Source organism: Xanthomonas bonasiae (assembly GCF_017163705.1).
Taxonomy (GTDB): Bacteria; Pseudomonadota; Gammaproteobacteria; order Xanthomonadales; family Xanthomonadaceae; genus Xanthomonas_A; species Xanthomonas_A bonasiae.
The window spans coordinates 59608-78452 of sequence record NZ_JAFIWB010000017.1; the positions used below are offsets into that span (position 1 = coordinate 59608).

Genomic DNA, 18845 nt, shown 5'->3' on the forward strand with positions numbered 1-18845 from the left:
GTGTCCCGCAGCCGTTTCGCGAACGCCGCCTCGTGCGGCGTTCGTCGTTCATGGCAGCGCTCGTGGCATTGGCCGTGCTTGGCGGCGCCGTCGGCGCCGCCAGCGCGCAGGTGGTCGATACCACCGGAAGCTACCTGCAGCGTATGGACCGCGACGGCGACGGCCGCGTCAGCCTGGACGAATACCTGGCCTGGATGAGCTACGCCTTCGACGCCCGCGACCTCGACCACGACGGCGTGCTCAGCCCCGCCGAACTCCCCGGCGGCCGCGGCAAGCCGATCAGTCGCGCTCAGCACCAGGCGACCTTGACGGCCCGCTTTCGCAAGCAGGACAGCAATGGCGATGGTTATCTTAGTGCCAGGGAGCTGGCGGCGCCGCCGCAGTAAGAACCGCAAAACCAATACCGACCAAGCGGGGCCGTTATTGCCCACATCCGATCTACGAGGGCGCGCTGCGTTTTGACGACAGCGGCAGATTTCCGGCGGCTAAGCTTGTCAATCGAACACCACCGAACCAATCCCCCATGCCCGAACTCCCCGAAGTAGAAACCACCCGGCGCGGCCTGGAGCCGCATCTGCTGGGGCGGCGCATCCATGGCGTGATCCTGCGCCGGCCGGACCTGCGTTGGCCGATCCCGCCGGAGGTGGCGCAGCTGCTGCCGGGGCAGCGCATCGACGGCATCCGCCGCCGCGCGAAGTATCTGCTGCTGGATACCGCCGCCGGCAGCGCGCTGCTGCACCTGGGCATGTCCGGCAGCCTGCGCGTGCTGCCGGGGGACACGCCGCCGCGGGCGCACGACCATGTCGACATCAGCCTGGAAGACGGGCGCGTGCTGCGCTTCAACGATCCGCGCCGGTTCGGTTGCCTGCTGTGGCAGGCGCCGGGCCAGACTCACCCATTGCTCGAGGAGCTGGGGCCGGAGCCGCTGTCGGTCGAATTCGACGGGGATTACCTGTTCCGGCGCAGCCGTGGCCGCAGTGCGCCGGTAAAGACGTTCTTGATGGACCAACGCATCGTGGTCGGAGTCGGGAACATCTATGCCGCCGAAAGCCTGTTCCAGGCAGGAATCAGTCCGCTGCGCGAGGCCGGGGAGGTCTCGCGGGCACGCTATGCGCGCCTGGCCGAGGCGGCCAAGGCGATCCTCGGCTACGCCATCGCCCGCGGCGGCACCACCTTGCGCGACTTCATCAGCCCGGACGGCGCGCCCGGCTATTTCGAGCAGGAACTGGCGGTCTACGGCCGCGAGGGCGAGGCCTGCAAGCGCTGCGGGCGGCCGCTGCGCCACGCCAGCATCGGCCAGCGCGCCAGCGTCTGGTGCGGGAGCTGCCAGCGCTGACGGGCGGCCGCCGCTGGCCGCCGGCGCGCGCTATAGTCCGCGCGACTCCCGGCCGGAGGAGAGACCGCCGTGGTAGAGACTGCACCCGAGATCACCGTGTGGCTGGACGCCGCGCGCGGCGGCGACCGCGAGGCGCTGGACCGCGTGCTCAGCACGCTCTACCAGGAACTGCACAGCATGGCCCGGCGCCAGCTGGCCGGGCAGCAGGCGCAGACCCTGGACGCGACCTCGCTGGTCCACGAGTCCTACCTGAAGCTGCTCGGCGCGCACGGCATGGCCCGTTTCGACGGCCGCGCGCACTTCTTCGCCTACGCCGCCTCGGCGATGCGCAGCGTGGTGGTGGATTACGCGCGCAACCGCCTGACCCGCAAGCGCGGCGGCGATCTCAAACGCGTCGCCGAGATTCCCGAGGACAGCGGCGGGGTGCGCCTGGACGAGGATCTGCTGGCGCTGGACGTGGCGCTGGACCGGCTGCAGGCGATCGACGAGCGCCTGGCCAAGGTGGTGGAGCTGCGCTATTTCGCCGGCCTGTCCGAACAGGAGATCGCCGAGCTGATGCAGCGCTCCGAACGCAGCATCCGCCGCGACTGGCAGAAGGCGCGCATCTTCCTGCTGGCGGCGATGCAGGATCACTAGGACCGACCGGAGCACCGCATGGACGCGCTGCAGTGGCAACGCCTGTCGCCGTTGCTCGACGAACTGCTGGAGCTGACCCCGGAGGCGCGCGCGGCGCGTCTGGCGCAGCTGCACGCGCAGGATCCGGCCAGCGCCGATGAACTGGTGCGCATGCTGGCGCTGGACGCGGCCGGCTCGGACCTGCTCAGCGAGCCGCTGCTGGCCAGCGCCATGGAGTGCCTGTGCGCCGGCAGCCGGATCGGGCCGTATGCGCTGGAACGGCTGCTCGGCGAAGGCGGCATGGGCCAGGTCTGGCTGGCGCAGCGCGCCGACGGGCTGTACCAGCGCCAGGTCGCGCTGAAGCTGCTGCGTCCCGGCTATGCCGACGCCGCGCTGCGCCAGCGCTTCACCCGCGAACGCGAGATCCTGGCGCGGCTGGAGCATCCGCACCTGGCGCGCTTGCTCGACGCCGGCATCGCCAGCGACGGACGCCCGTACCTGGCGCTGGCCTATGTCGAAGGCGAGCCGCTCACCGACTATTGCCAGCGCCTGCACCTGCCGGTGAGCGCGCGGCTGCGGCTGTTCCTGCAGGTGTGCGAGGTGGTCAGCCATGCGCACGCCAACCTGATCGTGCATCGCGACCTGAAGCCGTCCAATATCCTGGTCAACGCCGCAGGCGACGTGCGGCTGCTCGACTTCGGCATCGCCAAGCTGCTCGACACCGAGGCCGACCCTGCGGCCGACGCGCATCCGCGCACCGAGGCGCGCGCGTTCACCCTGCACTACGCCGCGCCGGAGCAGGTGCGCGGCGAACCGATCACCACGCTGACCGATGTGTATTCGCTGGGCGTGGTGCTGTACGAACTGCTCACCGACCAGAAGCCCTATCACCTGCGCCGCAGCAGCGATGCCGAATGGGAGCGCGCGATCCTGGCGGTGGAGGCGCCGCGACCGTCGGCGGCGGTGGTGCGCGCGGCGCAGCAGGGACAGCGCGATCCGGCCGAGGCGCGGCGCCTGGCGCGGCGGCTGAGCGGCGATCTGGACAACATTCTGCTCAAGGCGCTGCAGAAGCCGCTGCCGCAGCGCTATTCCTCGGCCGAGGCGTTGGCCCAGGATCTTCGCCGCCATCTGCAGGGACGGACGGTGCAGGCGCGCCCGCAGGGCGTGGCCTACCGCCTGCAGAAATACCTGCAGCGGCACCGTTGGAGCGTGGTACTCGGCAGCCTGACCGCCGCCGCGCTGCTGGGCGCCGCGGGCGTGGCGCTGTGGCAGGTGCGCGAGGCGCATCGCGAAACCGTGCGCGCGCAAGCGATGCAGGACTTCGTGATCGGCCTGTTCGATCGCGCCGGCAATGCGCAGCGCGGCGACGGCTTCGACCTGCGCGGGCTGCTTGCCAGCGGCGAACAGCGCGGCGAACGCGAACTGCTGCGGCAGCCGCTGGCGCGTGCGGAACTGCAGGGGGTGATCGCGCGCCTGCGCATCGGCCTGGGCGACTATCGCGAAGCCCTGCTGCTGCTGGAACGGCAGCGCGCGCTGCTGGCCACGCAGGACGACGTGCCGCTGGCGCTGCGCCTGGAAGCGGCGGCGCAGCATGGGCGCGCGCTGCGCCTGCTGAGCCGTTCGCAGGAGTGCGTGGCGATGCTGCAGCCGCTGGCGGCGCAGGCGCAGGAAGCGCAGGCGCAGCTGCCGCTGCAGGCCGCCGGCTTCTTCTCGCAACTGGGGCGCTGCCGGCGCGTGCTCGGCGAACGCGCATCGGCGCGGGCCTGGTTCGAGCGCGCGCTGGCGCTGCACCGCGACGTGCTCAAGGACCCGGCCGGCATCGTCGAGAGCATGACCGACGTCGCCTCGATGGACAGCGACATCGGCCACACCGACGCGGCGATCGCCGGCTACCTGCAGGCGCTGGCCTTGCTCGACCGCCAGGCCGGCCCGCGGCATCCGCTCAGCGTCAACCTGCTGCGCAGCCTGGGCGTGGCCTACCGCGATCGCGGCGATGTCGACCAGGCCGAGCAGGCGGTGAGCGCGGCGCTGGCGCTGTCGCGCAGCTTGAACGGCGATCGCCATCCGGTCAGCCTCGGGCTGCGGCGCTTGCGGGCGGCGGTGATGATCGACCAGGGCCGTCTGGACATCGCCGAGCGTGAACTGCGCGCCGCGCATGCGCTGACCGTGGAGCGCTTGGGACCGACGCACCGCGACACCGGCATGAGCTGGAGTTCGCTGGCGATGCTGGAACTGGAGCGCGGCCAGCACGCGCTGGCGATCGCCGACATGGCGCGCTCGGTCGCGATCATGCGCGCGCCCGACAGCCAGGCGCTGCTGCCGTACATGCTGCTCAACCAGGGCCTGGCGCTGTCGGCCGCGGGCCGCTACCGCGACGCACTGGCGCCGCTGTACGAAGCGCGCGCGCGCTGGATCTCGCAACTCGGCCAGAACAACCCGGCGGTCGGCGACAGCGAGCGGTTGATCGCCGAGGCGCGCGCCGCGCTGGGCGAACCGCGGCAGGCCGATGCGCTGCTGGCGCAGGCGCTGCGCCGTACCGAGAGCGGCTACGGTCCGACCCATCCGCGCACGCGTGCGGTGCGCGTGGCCTGGGCGCGCAACCTGGGCCGGCTCGGCCGCGACGCGCAGGCGCTGCACGAACTGGAGGCGCAGGCGCGGCAGGGTGGAGACGGCATCGAAAGCCGCAAGCTGCGCTGGCGCGCCCGCGCCTATGCCGCCGAGCTGCATTGCCAACGCCGCGGCGGTGCGGGCGACGGGCGTGGCGAACTGCAGGCGCTGCAGCGCGAACTGGCGCAGGCGCAGCCGCAGGGCGGCACGCTGGTGCACGATGTGGAGGGGCTGCGTGCGGCGTGCGCCGCGCCGGCGGCGTTGACCGCCGCGCGCTGAGTCCGGTCGCGGCGGCGCCGCGACGCCGGCCGCTCCCGGCACAGTGCCGGCCCCAAGCCGACGTCAGCCCGGCATCGCCGTCCCGAACGGCCGGCGATCGCCGCTACCATGGGCCACCGCCCTTCGACCCGCCGCGCCGTGCCCGTCCGCCATGTCCTGTTCCTGTGCGCCCGCAACCGGCTGCGCAGCCCGACCGCCGAGCAGCTGTTCGCCGACTGGCCCGGCATCGAGACCGCATCGGCCGGGATCAATGCCGATGCCGAGACCGCGGTGACGCCGGAGCTGCTGGCCTGGGCCGACCTGATCTTCGTGATGGAACGGCGCCACCGCAGCAAGCTGTCGGCCGGGTTCCAGCGGCACCTGAGCGGCAAGCGCATCGTCTGCCTGGACATTCCCGACGACTATGCGTTCATGGATCCGGTGCTGGTGCGGCGGCTGCAGCAAACGGTGACGCCGCATCTGCCGCGGCGTCATCCGGCGCTCTGAGCGGCACGCGGCGTGAGCGCGCGCCGCAGCCCGTCGCCTGACGCGCCGAGCGCGGCAGAGAGTTTCTCACTTGCCGCGCGGGCGCATGGCACCCGGCTTGATACGGCTGTGCCGGTGACCCCTGCGGTTCCTCCGCCGCCGCGTCGTCGAAGAAGCGGCGGAGCTGTGGCGTCCGCTCGAGGACTTCGCCAGCCGCGACCGAAATCGCCACGACCGTCGCCTTCGCTGGTGCCACAGGTGCAGGTGTTCGAATCGGCCCGTGGCCGAAGCCGTGCGCCCTCCTGCGACAGCCGCGTCCGCCGGATTGCGCCGAGCGGCAACAGCCGCGGCGCGCAGGCGCAACCGATCGGCTGTCGCCGCGGCCGCAGAGTCGCCACAATCGGGCTTCCTTCCTCGATCACAGGTTCGCCATGCGCACCGATATGCAGAATGGACGGTGGCGCCCGCGCGAGGCGCTGCTCGCGCTTCTCGGTGCCTGGCCGTTGCTCGCCGCCGCGGCCCCGGCGACCGCGCCTGGCACCGATGCGACGGCACCGTGGATCATGGACAACGGCGTGGTCCGGCTCACGGTCACGCCGATCCTGGGCGGGCGCGTGCTGGGCTTCCAGCGCAGCGGCGGGCCCAACCTGATCAAGGTCGGCGACGCGGTGCAGCGCCAGCCGCTGCCGACGGTCAGCGCGGCGGCCAACGATATCCCCTATTTCGGCCACGACGTCTGGGTCGGGCCGCAGAGCGCGTGGTGGCAGCACCAGGACGCCAATCCGGCGCGGCGCGCGGCGCATGCGAACTGGCCGCCGGACCCGTACCTGAGCTTCGCCACCACCACCGTCGTCGCGCGCGCGCCGCAGCGCTTGCAGCTGCGCGGCGTGGACAGCCCGGTCAGCGGCGTGCGGCTGCGCAAGACCTTCGCGCTGTCGCCGCGGCGCGCCGACAGCGTGCTGCTGCAGGTGCAGGCGCAGAACGTGCGCACGACCGCGGTGGCCTGGGACCTGTGGTTCAACACCCGGGTGAGCGCGGCCACGCGGGTGCTGGTGCCGGTCGCGGCCGCTGCCGATATCCGCGTGCAGCCCAGCGACGGCGCCGGCTACGCGCCGCCGCAGTACGTGGTGCAGGATGGCCTGATGACCCTGGCGGCTGCGCCGCCGGGCAGCGCCGGACAGCGCGGCAAGCTGCTGCTGCAGCCGTCGGCCGGCTGGATCGCCGCCTTCTCCGGCGATCAGGCCTGGGTGATCCGCTTCGCCCACCAGCCGCTTGCGCGCATCCATCCCGAGCAGGGCCAGGTCGAGTTCTACCTGGATGCGTCGGCTTCCGATCCGGGCGGCGGCTTGCTGGAAATGGAAGTGCACGCGCCGTACCGGACCCTGGCCCCGGGCCAGAACATGCAGGCCGAGGAGCAATGGACGTTGCTGGACTACGCCGGCGGCGACGACCCGGCGCAGCAGCGCAGTTTCCTGTGCCGGCACGCCGCAGCGCTGGCGTTGAAGGGGGCGTGCCCGACGCCCTAGGGCGCCTCCTCAATCCCCAGGTAGATCGCGCCGCTCTTGTGCGTGGAGGCAAGCAAGGGCGAGACGGCGTGGCGGCGTTCCGCCCGGGCGATGACCTAGCGCCGAAAGCGCACAAACGCGGCCCCGCGGGTTGGAGCCAGGCCGCCAGTCGGCGCCGCGCGGCTTGACCTGACCGCCCGTCAGGCGCTGCGCCATGCGGCACCCGCTGGCGGCCCGACAGACCCAGCGCGCCCTACCCGGGAACCGATGACACGCCGCCTTAGCTCTCGCGTTTAACGCCGCTTGTCTATGATGGAGGCCCTTTCCGCTTCGATCCGGCCCATGCAACGACGCGATTTCCTCAAGAACGCCGCCGCCGCCTTCGCCGCCATGGGCTTGCCCGCAATGCCGATGCTCGGCCAGGCCGCCCCCGCGGTCGGCCTGCGCCGGCTGGGCAAGCCGCAGCCCTTCGATTACGCCTGGCTCAAGGGCCATGCCCGGGCCATGGCCCAGGCGCCCTACCAGAGCCACAAGCGGGTGCTGCCGGGACCGCTGGAATCGCTGAACTGGGACCAGTACCAGTCGATCCGCTACCGCCAGGACCACGCGTTGTGGGCGGTGGACAACGCTTCGAAATTCCAGGCCAAGTTCTTCCACCTGGGCCTGTACTTCAAGTCGCCGGTGCACATGTTCGACCTGGTCGACGGGCAGGCGCAGGAACTGGCCTACGACGGCGCCGCGTTCGACTACGGCAGCAGCGGGTTGAAGGGCCAGCATCTGCCCAAGGACCTGGGCTTTGCCGGCTTCCGCCTCAACACCAAGCAGGACACCGATCGCGACTTCGCCGCGTTCCTCGGCGCCAGCTATTTCCGCGCGGTGGGCAAGGAAGGCCAGTACGGCCAGTCCGCGCGCGGCCTGGCGATCGATACCGGCACCGGCGGGCCGGAGGAATTCCCGGACTTCATCGCCTACTGGCTGGAGCAGCCCAAGGCCGGTTCGGACACGGTGGTGGTGTACGCGCTGCTGGATTCGCCGAGCGTGGCCGGCGCCTACCGCTTCGCGATCACCAACGGCGACGTGCTGCTGATGGACATCGACAGCGCGCTGTATCCGCGCAAGACCATCGAGCGGCTGGGCCTGGGGCCGTGCACCAGCATGTACCAGGTCGGCGAGAACGATCGCCGCATGGACTGGGACTGGCGCCCGGAGATCCACGACACCGACGGCCTGGCGATGTGGACCGGCGGCGGCGAATGGATCTGGCGGCCGCTGTGCAATCCGCCGCAGCTGCGCTTCAACATGTTCGTCGACGAGAACCCGCGCGGCTTCGGCCTGCTGCAGCGCGACCGCAACTTCGACCACTACCACGACGACGGCGTGTACTACGAGAAGCGCCCGTGCCTGTGGGTGGAACCGAAGCAGGGCTGGGGCAAGGGTTCGGTGCAGCTGGTGGAGATTCCCACCGTCGACGAGACCTTCGACAACATCGTCGCGTTCTGGAATCCGCAGGACAAGCCGCAGCCCGGGCAGGAACTGCTGTTCGGCTACCGGCTGTACTGGGGCGCGCAGCCGCCGGCGTCCTCGCCGCTGGCGCAGTGCGTGGCCACGCGCACCGGTCTGGGCGGCGTGGTCGGGCAGAAGCGCAGCCATTTCTCCTGGCGCTTCGCGGTGGACTTCGTCGGCGGCGAGCTGGCCAGGCTCGGCAAGGACAAGGACGCCAAGGTCGAGGCGGTGCTGCAGCTGAGCCGCGGCAGCACCGAGATCGTCTCGGCGCGGCCGCTGCACGAACTCTCCGGCTACCGCGCGATGTTCGACGTGGTGCCGCCGGACGAGGGCACGCAGCAGATCGACATCCGCCTGTTCCTGCGCGCCGGCGACAAGCCGCTGACCGAGACCTGGCTATACCAGTGGACCCCGCCGCCGGCGGCCGAGCGCAAGCTGTATTGAGTGCGGCCGAGCGCTGCCGCGTTATGCGCGGCAGCGCCTGACTGCTTGCAGTACCTGACCTTGTTCGTCGCGGCTGAAGCCGCTCCTACAGTGGCTTGCGGAGAGCAGCCGGGTGCACTGTGGGAGGGACTTCAGTCCCGACGCGCGACGTGTCCGGCTTCGCGCGGTTGCCACAGACTCAAGGCTTGGCCGGTTCCTGCGGTTTCGGCGCGGTTTCCTGGGTGATGTCCTCGACATCGCCGATATCCACGCGGCCCGGCGTGCGGCCGTCCCAGACCCGGTCCTGCAGCTTCCAGTACGCCGCCGGTTCCCAGAATTCCTTGGCGTAGAACACTTCCGGATCGATGCTGCCGCCGCGCGGACCGTTGATCTGCAGGCCGGAGGCACCGGAGTGGCCGAGCATGCTGCCGGTACTGCGCCCGGCTTCGCGGCGCAGCACCGCTTCCTGGCGCGGCTTGGCGACCGTGTCGCCATACGTGGCCAGCATCTTCTTGTCCTGCTTGATCGCGCGCTGCCGCTCTTCGGGCGTCAGCTGGTTCCAGTACTCCATCTTGCGCGTGGTGAAGGCGTCGTAGCCGCGCTCGGAGGCCAGCGCCATCCACAGGAAGCCCATTGCGCGATCTTGCGCGCCGCCCTGGCCTTCCCAGTACATCTCGCCCAGGCGCGCCTGCGACGGCTTGTCGGCATAGCGCGCGGCGAGCTGGTAGTTCTTCCTGGCCTCGGCGAACTCGCCCTTCTTGTCGGCGCGGATACCGGCGCGGCGATAGAACAGGTCCAGGTGCGCCTCGAGGAAGCCGTCGGTCATCACCTGCGCCGGAATGTCGTCGAACGTACGCGCGTTGTCGGCGGCGCCAGCCGGGCCGGACAGCGCCAGCGCAACCGCAATGGCCAGCGCGGTGCAGCCGGCGACGGCATATCCCTTGAACCGATGCATAGAACTCTTCCCGTGAGTGCGATCGCCGACGATTCTAAATGGGCGTTGCAGCCGCGATCCATAGACTGATGGCCTATGCGGCCGAGGGCCGTGGCGCAGTTTTCAACCGACGTTCATGGTGGGTGTCGCGCCGACTGCAGCCGAACAGGGGCGGCGGATGGACGCACCAAGGCAGTGCAGAGCGCTTGCGCGGCGTCCGCCTGCGCATGCGGCTGAACCGCCAAACGCGGCGTCGCCTTCGGCTTACACAGTCTGGCTTACACGGTCTTTCGTCTGGCGCCGCAGCCGTCAGCCCGGCGCGGCGGATGGACTACCGTTGCAACGCGATCTGCAACGGATCGATACGGCCCTCGCCGCGCATGATCTTCTTGAACTCGGCGCGGCTCACCGACACGTAGCGTTCGTTGCCGCCGATCTCCACCTGCGGGCCGTCCTGCACGGCGTGGCCGTCGGCGTCCACGCGCACGGTCATTGTCGCCTTGCTGCCGGTGTGGCAGATGGTCTTGATCTCCTGCAGCTCGTCGGCCCAGGCCAGCAGGTACTGGCTGCCCTCGAACAGCTCGCCGCGGAAATCGGTGCGCAGGCCGTAGCACAGCACCGGGATGCGCAGCCGGTCGACCACCTCGCTGAGCTGCCAGACCTGCGCGCGGCTGAGGAACTGCGCCTCGTCCACCAGCAAGCAATGCAGCGCGCCGTCGCGGGCGATGTCGTCCTGCAGCAGCGCCAGCAGGTCGGTGTCCGGCACGAAGGTGCTGCCGTCTGCGCGCAGGCCGATGCGCGAGGCGACCACGCCGCTGCCGTCGCGGTGGTCCAGGCGCGGGGTCAGGATCGCAGTGCGCATGCCGCGCTCGCGATAGTTGTGCGCCGACTGCAGCAGCGTCGTGGTCTTGCCGGCGTTCATCGCCGAATAGTAGAAGTACAGTTTCGCCATGGCCCGATTCTAGCGCGGCGGACAACTCCGTCGCAGGCCGGATGCGCCCGGGAAAACCCGTTCAGCGCCCGCGCAGCGGCGCGGTCCTCGCCGCCGGCCGGCGCCCGCTACAATGCGCGGCCCAGGGAAGTCTTCATGCACGGTCTCAATCCCCCCCAACGCGCCGCGGTGCTGCATTGCGAAGGCCCGTTGCTGGTGCTGGCCGGCGCCGGCAGCGGCAAGACCCGCGTGATCGTGGAAAAGATCGCGCATCTGATCGCCACCGGCCGCTACCCGGCCAAGCGCATCGCTGCGATCACCTTCACCAACAAGTCGGCCAAGGAAATGCGCGAGCGTGTGGCCAAGCGCATCCGCGGCGATGCCGCCGACGGCCTGACCATCTGCACCTTCCACGCGCTGGGGCTGAAGTTCCTGCAGATCGAGCACGCCGCGGTGGGTCTGAAGCGCGGCTTCTCGATCTTCGACGCCGACGATGCCGCCGCGCAGATCAAGGACCTGATGCACGGCGCCAAGCCCGATGCGATCGACGACGCCAAGAACCTGATCTCGCGCGCCAAGAACGCCGGGCTGTCGCCGGAGCAGGCGATGGCCGCGGCGCGCAGCAACCGCGAGCAGGAAGCGGCCAGCCTGTACGAGCGCTACCAGGCACGGCTGAGCACGTTCAATGCGGTGGACTTCGACGACCTGATCCGCCTGCCGGTGCAGGTGCTGGAGGAGAACGAGGACATCGTCATGGCCTGGCGCGAGCGCATCGGCTACCTGCTGGTGGACGAGAGCCAGGACACCAACGACGCGCAATACCGGCTGCTGAAGATGCTGGCCGGCCCGCGCGGCAATTTCACCTGCGTGGGCGACGACGACCAGAGCATCTACGCCTGGCGCGGCGCCAATCCGGAAAACCTGATGCAGATGGGGCGCGACTATCCGGCGCTGCAGATCGTCAAGCTGGAGCAGAACTACCGCTGCTCCAACCGCGTGCTGCGCGCGGCCAATGCGCTGATCGCGCACAACCCGCACGAGCACCTGAAGACCCTGTGGAGCGACCAGGCCGACGGCGAGCGCATCCGCGTATGGGAATGCCGCGACAGCGAGCACGAGGCGGAGAAGGTCGCCGCCGAGATCGCCTACCTGGGCACCGCCAAGCAGGTGCCGTGGAGCGATTTCTGCATCCTGTTCCGCGGCAACTTCCAGTCGCGGCCGCTGGAAAAGGCCTTGCAGATCGCCGGCGTGCCGTACCACATCACCGGCGGCACGGCGTTCCTGGAGCGGCAGGAAGTGAAGGACGTGCTGTCGTGGCTGCGGCTGCTGGTCAATCCCGACGACGATGCCGCGTTCCTGCGCGCGGTGCAGGCGCCCAAGCGCGAGGTCGGTGCGACCTCGCTGGCCAAGCTGGCCGAACTGGCATCGGCGAAGAACCTGCCGATGTCGCGCGCGGCCGAGTCGATGGGCGCGCTGCAGCAGTTGCCGCCGCGCGCGGCCAACGGCCTGAGCGATTTCGTCGACGTCCTGCACGAGTTGCGCACCGCCTCGCTGACCCTGTCCTCGGCCGACGTGGTGCGCCAGCTCGCCGAGCAGTCGGGACTGATCCGCGAACTGCGCAGCCAGTGCAAGGACGAAACCACGTTCCAGCGCCGCCGCAGCAACCTGGAAGAACTCGCCAAGTGGTTCGAGGGCGGCCCGCGTGGGGCCACCGTCGGCGACCTGGCCGCGCAGCTGGCGCTGCTGTCGCGCAACGACAAGGACGACGGCGGCAACCAGGTGCGGATGATGACGATGCACGCGTCCAAGGGCCTGGAGTTCCGCTACGTGTTCATCGTCGGCTGCGAGGACGGCGTGCTGCCGCACGAGGTCAGCCTGGAGGAGGGCAACCTGCAGGAAGAGCGGCGCCTGCTGTACGTGGGCATCACCCGCGCCAAGGAGCAGCTGTGGATGAGCTACAGCAAGCTGACCCGCAAGTTCGGCGAACACATCCGGCTCAAGCCCAGCCGCTTCTTCGACGAGATTCCGGCCGAGGAGATGCAGCGCGACGGCGCCGATCCGGTGGCCGACGCCGAGCGCAAGAAGGAGCGCGCCAATGCCGGGCTGGCGGCGATCCAGGCGTTGTTCGATTGAAAGCCGGGATTCGGGATTCGGGAGTGGGGATTCGTAACGGCGGTTGTGCGCAGCACTGTGCGTGGCAGGCCTGCGTGAAGTGATTTCCCTTCTCCCCTCGGGAGAAGGTGCCCCGAAGGGGCGGATGAGGGTACGGGCGCAGCCTGGTGCATCCAACTCCGCGAGTCGCTTTCGCGCCGTACCCTCACCCCAACCCCTCTCCCGAGGGGAGAGGGGCTCGACGCGGTGCTCGTACATGGCTGGCCGAGTGCACTGTAGGAGGGGCTTCAGCCCCGACGCTTTTTTCTCAGCATTGCGGAATGGCAGCTTCGCGCGTCGCGACTGAAGTCGCTCCCACAAGAAGCGGTGTCGCCAGAGCTGCGGCTCTCTCAAGCAGCGTCGATCGGCAGGCGCTCGGACGGAGCCTGCCGGGTGCACTGGGGTAGGGACTTCAGTCCCGACGCGGTTTCACTTGGTTGTGGCGCTGCCAGCTTCGCGCGTCGCGGCTGAAGCCGCTCCCACAAAAAAAGAAGAGGCTGCTTTCGCAGCCCCTACCTGCAGCAGTCCGCGGCCCTGCTTACGACGACAGGTGCTCGATCGCGGCGACGCTGCCGAGGCGGTCGCCCAGGCGCTTGAGCAGCGCCAGGCGGTTGCCCCGGATCGCCGGGTCGTCGACGTTGACCATCACCCCGTCGAAGAATGCGTCCACCTGCGGCCGCAGCCGCGCCAGGAAATTCAGCACGGTGACGTAGTCGTGCTGGCGCAGGGCGCCGTCGGTTTCCACGATCGCCGCTTCCACCGCCTCGGCCAGCGCGCTTTCGGCCGGCTCGCGCAGCAGGGTCGGGTCGATCTGCGCGGGAATCGCGCCCTCGGCCTTGCGCAGGATGTTGCGGATGCGCTTGTTGGCCGCGGCCAGCGCCTCGGCCTCCGGCAGCGTGGCGAAGATGCCGATCGCGTCGATGCGGCGGTCGAAGTCGTAGAGCGATCCGTGCGTGGCGGTCGCGGCTGAAGCCGCTCCTACAGGAGCTGCGCTTCCTTCAACCCCGCCCGAGAACAAGGCCACCACCGCGTTGAAATGCGTCGCCGGCACGCCCTTGTCGGCGTAGTAGCCACGCAGGCGGTCGAGGATGAAGTCGAACAGTTCCGCTACGGTCGGAGCAGCCTCCAGGAAGGTCACCGTCTGACCCTGCTGGCTGAAATGCTCCTTCAGGAAGCCGGCGACGAAGCTGTTTCCCTGCGTGCCATCGCCACTGACGGGAATTGCGCTTGGCTGACTGGCGGCGGCGTCCTTCTTCGTGCCGTGCGCAGCGACCGCCAAAAGCGTCTGCAGCGTCGCGCTAGCGAGCAGATCGCGCAGACTCACATCAAACCCACTCTCGATCACCGTCCGCGCCAACCCCAGCGCATTGCGCCGCAGCGCGAACGGATCCTTGTTGCCGGTCGGCTTCAACCCCGCGGCGAAGCCGCCGGCCAGGGTGTCCAGGCGCTCGGCGATCGCCAGCACCTTGCCCAGCGGCGACAGCGCGATGTCGTCGCCGGCGAAGCGCGGCTGGTAGGCCTCGTCGATCGCCAACGCGATCTCGCCCGGCTCGCCGGCGGCCTTGGCATAGTGGCGCCCGGCGATGCCCTGCAGTTCGGGGAATTCGTTGACCATGCGCGACTGCAGGTCGTTCTTGCTCAACTCGGCGGCGCGGCGCGCCTGCGCCGGATCCACGCCGACCAGCGGCGCGATTACTCCGGCCAGCGCGGCCACGCGCTGCACCTTGTCGGCGATGCTGCCGAGCTTGGCCTGGTAGGTCACGCTGGCCAGGCCCGCGCCCATCGCCTCGAGACCCTGCTTGAGGTCCTCGTCGAAGAAGAACTTGGCGTCGGCGAAGCGCGGCCGGATCACCCGCTCGTAGCCCTTGGCTACTTCGGCCACGTCGCGCGAGACGATGTTGGCGATGCCGATGAAGTGTTCGGTCAGCTTGCCGCCGGCGTCGAGCACCGGGAAGAACTTCTGGTTGCTCTCCATCGTCTCGATCAGCGCTTCCTGCGGTACCGCCAGGAATGCCGGTTCGAAATGGCACAGCACCGCCGACGGCCATTCGACCAGGTTCACCACCTGCTCCAGGTTGTCGTCGGAAATGCGCGCGCTGCCGCCGGCCTGGCGCGCGGCCTGCTCGACCTCGGCGACGATGCGCGCGCGGCGCGCATCCGGGTCCACCAGCACCTGCGCCGCTTCCAGCGCGGCCACGTAGTCGCCCGGCTGGGCCAGCGTGACCGGCGCGTCGTGCAGGAAGCGGTGGCCGCGGCTGACCCGGTCGGCCTGCACGCCGAACAACTGCACCGGCACCACGTCGTTGCCGAACAGCAGCACCAGCCAGTGCACCGGCCGCGCGAAGCCGTAGTCGTGGTCGCCCCAGCGCATCGGCTTGGGGATCGGCATCGCCGCGATCGCCTCGCGCAGGATCTCCGGCAGCAGCGCGGCGGTCTGCGCGCCCGGGGTCACCGCACGGTGCACGAAGCGCTCGCCCTTGGCGTCGCTGGTGCGCTCCAGCGCGGTCCAGTCGATGCCGGCCTTGGCGGCGAAGCCGGCCAGCGCTTTGGTCGGCTGGCCGGCGGCGTCCAGGGCGATGTTGAGATAGGGGCCGAGCACTTCCGAGCGCTGCTCCGGCTGTTCGGCGGCCACGCCCGGCAGCAGCACCGCCAGCCGCCGCGGGGTGGACAGCGGCTTGGCGTCGCCGCGTTCGACCGCGATGCCGCGCTTCTCCAGCCCGGCGATCACGCCGTCGAACAGGGCCTGCGCCAGGCCCGGCAGCGCCTTGACCGGCAGTTCCTCGGTACCCAGTTCGATCAGCAGGGGATGCATGCTCATATCACGTCCTTACGGGTCGCCAGCAGGTCGCCGCGCCCAATCGATTTGTCTTTCGACTTGCCGCGGCCATCGCGGTCGTCGCCATTGATCGCCAGCAGCCATAGCCCGGCCACCGGCAGCAGAAGGAATCCGAACAGGAACCAGCCCACCGCGCTGCGGCCGCGCTGCTGCGCCCACCAGGCGCAGAAATAGCCGAACGCCAGCGGCGCCGACCACAGCAACCCCAGAACCAGGAACAGTTCGCTGTTTGGCCGCATCGGCCGCAGCCTCAGCGCTTCACGCCGGGGAAGCCCAGCTTCTCGCGTTGCGCGTGGTAGGCCTTGGCCACCGCCTGCGCCAGCGCGCGCACGCGCAGGATGTAGCGCTGGCGTTCGGTCACCGAGATCGCGCGGCGCGCATCGAGCAGGTTGAAGGCGTGGCTGGCCTTGGTCACCTGCTCGTAGGCCGGCAGCGGCAGGCCGAGCTCGACCAGGCGCTGCGCCTCGCGCTCGCAGGCGTCGAAGCGGTGGAACAGCTCGGCCACGTCGGCATGCTCGAAGTTGTACGCGCTCTGCTCCACCTCGTTCTGGTGGTAGACGTCGCCGTAGGTCACCGGCGCGCCGTCCGGGCCGTAGGTCCACACCAGGTCGTAGACGTTGTCGCAGTTCTGCAGGTACATGCACAGCCGTTCCAGGCCGTAGGTGATCTCGCCCAGCACCGGCTTGCACTCCAGCCCGCCGGCCTGCTGGAAGTAGGTGAACTGGGTGACCTCCATGCCGTTGAGCCACACCTCCCAGCCCAGGCCCCAGGCGCCGAGCGTCGGCGATTCCCAGTTGTCCTCGACGAAGCGCAGGTCGTGCACCAGCGGGTCGATGCCCAGCGCCTGCAGCGAATCCAGGTACAGCTGCTGGATGTTGTCCGGGTTCGGCTTCATCGCCACCTGGTACTGGTAGTAGCGCTGCAGGCGGTTCGGGTTCTCGCCGTAGCGGCCGTCGGTGGGACGGCGGCACGGCTGCACGTAGGCCGCGTTCCACGGCTCCGGCCCGAGCGCGCGCAGGAACGTGGCCGGGTGGAAGGTGCCGGCGCCCACTTCCAGGTCCAGCGGTTGGATCAGCACGCAGCCGTGCTGCGCCCAGAACTGGTTGAGGGTCTGGATCAGACCCTGGAACGTGATCGGAACGGACCGGGAGACGGGCATGCAGCAAAGGCCGGCAAAGGGGGTGCGCTAGTATAGCGACCGACTTGCGGGGACTTCCGCGCACCGGACCTGACCATGGATTCGCGACCTGCCGCGCAGCCGCCCGCCGTGCCTGTACCCGCCACCGTGTCGCTGCCGTCCGGGCGCCTGAATTTCGAACGCGTGGCCGCCGCGCTGCTCGCCGACGGCCTGGTCGCGCCGGCCGAGCGCGGCCGCATGCAGTTCTCGGTGCAGTCCGCGCGCACCGTCAGCGACGTGCACCCGCTGGTGCTGCTGTCCAACCTGAAACTGGCCGCCACCCGTCCGCCGGGCAGCGAGCTGGGCCTGGAACGGCTGACCGAATGGCTGGCGCAGCGCTGCGGCCTGCGCTATCTGCGCATCGACCCGACCCGGGTCGACGTGGCCGCGGTCACCGCCGTGGTCTCGCACGCCTACGCGCGCCGCCACCGCATCCTGCCGCTGGCGCTGGACGCCGAGCGCCTGCTGGTGGCGACCAGCGAGCCGCTGGCGCTGGACTGGCTGGGCGACGTGCAGCACCTGGCGCGGCGCCGGATCGAGATCGCGGTGGTCAACCCGCTGGACCTGCACCGCTACACGATGGAATTCTTCGGCGTGACCCGCTCGGTGCGCGGCGCCAAGGACGGGCGCAACGAGCAGAGCAGCGGCCTGCCCAGCTTCGAGCAGCTGGTGGAACTGGGCCGCGGCGGCGACGTCAACGCCGACGACCACCACATCGTGCACATCGTCGACTGGCTGCTGCAGTACGCCTACGAGCAGCGCGCCAGCGACATCCACCTGGAGCCGCGGCGCGAGGCCGGGCGCATGCGCTTCCGCATCGACGGCGTGCTGCACAAGGTGCTGGAAGTGCCGCCGGCGGTGATGACCGCCATCGTCAGCCGGATCAAGGTGCTCGGACGCATGGACCTGGCCGAGCGCCGGCGCCCGCAGGACGGGCGCATCAAGACCCGCTCGCCGGGCGGGCGCGAGACCGAGATGCGCCTGTCGACCATGCCCACCGCGTTCGGCGAGAAGTGCGTGATGCGCATCTTCGACCCGGACGCGGCGTTCAAGAGCGTGGACCAGCTCGGCTTCAGCGCGCAGGAAGCGGCCGGCTGGGCGGCGCTGGTCGAACGCCCGCACGGCATCGTGCTGGTCACCGGCCCGACCGGCTCGGGCAAGACCACCACGCTGTACTCCACGCTCAAGCGCCTGGCCACGCCGGACGTGAACGTGTGCAGCGTCGAGGACCCGATCGAGATGATCGCGCCGGAGTTCAACCAGATGCAGGTGCAGACCAACATCGACCTGGACTTCGCCAGCGGCGTGCGCACCCTGCTGCGGCAGGACCCGGACATCATCATGATCGGCGAGATCCGCGACCTGGAAACCGCGCAGATGGCGGTGCAGGCCTCGCTGACCGGACACCTGGTGCTGTCCACCCTGCATACCAACGACGCGCCCTCGGCGATCACCCGCCTGCTCGACCTGGGCGTGCCGCATTACCTGGTCGCTTCCACCCTCAACGGCGTGCTGGCGCAGCGCCTGGTGCGCACGCTGTGCAGCCACTGCAAGCGCCCGCACACGCTCAGCGAGATCGAATGGGACGCGCTGCGCGAGCCGGGCGAAGCGCTGCCGGAAGAGCTGCAGGTCCACGCCCCGGTCGGCTGCCTGGAATGCCGCCGCACCGGCTACCTGGGCCGGGTCGGCCTGTACGAACTGCTGCCGGTGACGCCGCGCCTGCGTGCGCTGATCCGCGCCGACATGGACCTGGCCGGCTTCAGCCGCGCCGCGCAGGCCGAGGGCGTGCGCAGCCTGCGTCGTGCCGGCCTGGAAAAAGTCGCCGCCGGCCTGACCACCATCGAGGAAGTGCTGTCGGTGCTGCCGCCGCGCGAGTGAACGCAGTGTGCGTGCGGTGACGCGCGCGCGGAGGCCGGCATCGGCGAACACGGCAACCTGTCGGCAGCAGATGCACGACCCAGCGTCGTCCCGCAGCGCTGCGCCAGCCGATCGGTTCGCGCCTCGACCGCGTTGTGTCGGCAGGCCCGCGCCCGGCGCGGTTTCCGCTGCATTCGAATTGATCTAAAGTGCGTCGGACCCTCCT

At 70.1% G+C, this 18845-nt stretch carries 14 protein-coding genes; 9 read left to right on the forward strand and 5 right to left on the reverse strand.

The window, feature by feature from the left end; translation table 11 throughout:
* Nucleotides 1-50 precede the first annotated feature (50 nt).
* The 7 genes from JR064_RS14670 (at nt 51) to JR064_RS14700 (ending at nt 8754) form a co-directional block, all read left to right on the forward strand.
* A complete protein-coding gene (locus JR064_RS14670; protein WP_206230227.1) occupies nt 51-386 on the forward strand; it encodes an EF-hand domain-containing protein in 336 nt (111 codons plus the stop codon).
* Between the two features lie 137 nt (nt 387-523).
* On the forward strand, nt 524-1336 hold the full coding sequence (gene mutM, locus JR064_RS14675; protein ID WP_206230207.1) for a bifunctional DNA-formamidopyrimidine glycosylase/DNA-(apurinic or apyrimidinic site) lyase: 813 nt from the start codon (nt 524-526) through the stop codon (nt 1334-1336).
* A 69-nt stretch (nt 1337-1405) separates the two neighbouring features.
* Complete coding sequence (locus tag JR064_RS14680) at nt 1406-1972, forward strand: ECF-type sigma factor (RefSeq protein ID WP_179570204.1); 567 nt, start codon at nt 1406-1408, stop codon at nt 1970-1972.
* Nucleotides 1973-1990: 18 nt separating this feature from the next.
* Nucleotides 1991-4837: a serine/threonine-protein kinase gene (locus JR064_RS14685; protein WP_206230208.1), complete on the forward strand. Its 2847-nt coding sequence runs from the start codon at nt 1991-1993 to the stop codon at nt 4835-4837.
* A 138-nt stretch (nt 4838-4975) separates the two neighbouring features.
* Nucleotides 4976-5323, forward strand: coding sequence for a low molecular weight protein tyrosine phosphatase family protein (locus tag JR064_RS14690; RefSeq protein WP_338123898.1), 348 nt, complete (start codon nt 4976-4978; stop codon nt 5321-5323).
* A gap of 542 nt (nt 5324-5865) precedes the next feature.
* The gene (locus JR064_RS14695; protein ID WP_206230228.1) at nt 5866-6828 is read left to right on the forward strand and encodes a DUF4380 domain-containing protein; all 963 of its coding nucleotides are present in this window, start codon (nt 5866-5868) and stop codon (nt 6826-6828) included.
* 321 nt (nt 6829-7149) lie between these two features.
* The gene (locus tag JR064_RS14700) at nt 7150-8754 is read left to right on the forward strand and encodes an OpgD/OpgG family glucan biosynthesis protein (protein ID WP_206230209.1); all 1605 of its coding nucleotides are present in this window, start codon (nt 7150-7152) and stop codon (nt 8752-8754) included.
* A 178-nt stretch (nt 8755-8932) separates the two neighbouring features.
* Here JR064_RS14700 and JR064_RS14705 read toward each other — a convergent pair whose 3' ends face one another.
* On the reverse strand, nt 8933-9688 hold the full coding sequence (locus JR064_RS14705; protein ID WP_206230210.1) for a sel1 repeat family protein: 756 nt from the start codon (nt 9686-9688) through the stop codon (nt 8933-8935).
* A gap of 310 nt (nt 9689-9998) precedes the next feature.
* Nucleotides 9999-10619 (reverse strand): thymidine kinase, encoded by a 621-nt coding sequence (locus JR064_RS14710; RefSeq protein ID WP_206230211.1) that lies wholly within the window; start codon nt 10617-10619, stop codon nt 9999-10001.
* Between the two features lie 135 nt (nt 10620-10754).
* Between JR064_RS14710 and rep the strand changes: the two genes are divergently transcribed.
* Entirely contained in the window at nt 10755-12731 is a 1977-nt protein-coding gene (rep, locus tag JR064_RS14715) for a DNA helicase Rep (RefSeq protein WP_179570198.1), read from the forward strand.
* A 556-nt stretch (nt 12732-13287) separates the two neighbouring features.
* Here the strand turns inward: rep and glyS are convergent.
* Genes glyS through glyQ form a run of 3 tightly spaced genes read right to left on the reverse strand, consistent with a single transcriptional unit; the run spans nt 13288 to nt 16744 of the window.
* Complete coding sequence (gene glyS / locus JR064_RS14720) at nt 13288-15567, reverse strand: glycine--tRNA ligase subunit beta (RefSeq protein ID WP_206230212.1); 2280 nt, start codon at nt 15565-15567, stop codon at nt 13288-13290.
* A complete protein-coding gene (locus JR064_RS14725) occupies nt 15564-15824 on the reverse strand; it encodes a hypothetical protein (protein WP_191826711.1) in 261 nt (86 codons plus the stop codon). Before JR064_RS14725 ends, glyS begins: the two co-directional genes overlap by 4 nt.
* Before the next feature lie 11 nt (nt 15825-15835).
* Nucleotides 15836-16744 (reverse strand): glycine--tRNA ligase subunit alpha, encoded by a 909-nt coding sequence (gene glyQ, locus JR064_RS14730; protein WP_003469925.1) that lies wholly within the window; start codon nt 16742-16744, stop codon nt 15836-15838.
* Between the two features lie 75 nt (nt 16745-16819).
* Here glyQ and JR064_RS14735 point away from each other — a divergent pair, with 75 nt between their 5' ends.
* Nucleotides 16820-18640, forward strand: coding sequence for a GspE/PulE family protein (locus JR064_RS14735; RefSeq protein WP_206230213.1), 1821 nt, complete (start codon nt 16820-16822; stop codon nt 18638-18640).
* Nucleotides 18641-18845: the final 205 nt, after the last annotated feature.

Coding starts and splice junctions, on each gene's coding strand:
- JR064_RS14670 (WP_206230227.1), top strand. CDS start 51: ATGGCAGCGCTCGTGGCATTGGCCGTGCTTGGCGGCGCCGTCGGCGCC.
- mutM (WP_206230207.1), top strand. CDS start 524: ATGCCCGAACTCCCCGAAGTAGAAACCACCCGGCGCGGCCTGGAGCCG.
- JR064_RS14685 (WP_206230208.1), top strand. CDS start 1,991: ATGGACGCGCTGCAGTGGCAACGCCTGTCGCCGTTGCTCGACGAACTG.
- JR064_RS14695 (WP_206230228.1), top strand. CDS start 5,866: ATGGACAACGGCGTGGTCCGGCTCACGGTCACGCCGATCCTGGGCGGG.
- JR064_RS14700 (WP_206230209.1), top strand. CDS start 7,150: ATGCAACGACGCGATTTCCTCAAGAACGCCGCCGCCGCCTTCGCCGCC.
- JR064_RS14705 (WP_206230210.1), bottom strand. CDS start 9,688: ATGCATCGGTTCAAGGGATATGCCGTCGCCGGCTGCACCGCGCTGGCC.
- JR064_RS14710 (WP_206230211.1), bottom strand. CDS start 10,619: ATGGCGAAACTGTACTTCTACTATTCGGCGATGAACGCCGGCAAGACC.
- rep (WP_179570198.1), top strand. CDS start 10,755: ATGCACGGTCTCAATCCCCCCCAACGCGCCGCGGTGCTGCATTGCGAA.
- glyS (WP_206230212.1), bottom strand. CDS start 15,567: ATGAGCATGCATCCCCTGCTGATCGAACTGGGTACCGAGGAACTGCCG.
- JR064_RS14725 (WP_191826711.1), bottom strand. CDS start 15,824: ATGCGGCCAAACAGCGAACTGTTCCTGGTTCTGGGGTTGCTGTGGTCG.
- glyQ (WP_003469925.1), bottom strand. CDS start 16,744: ATGCCCGTCTCCCGGTCCGTTCCGATCACGTTCCAGGGTCTGATCCAG.
- JR064_RS14735 (WP_206230213.1), top strand. CDS start 16,820: ATGGATTCGCGACCTGCCGCGCAGCCGCCCGCCGTGCCTGTACCCGCC.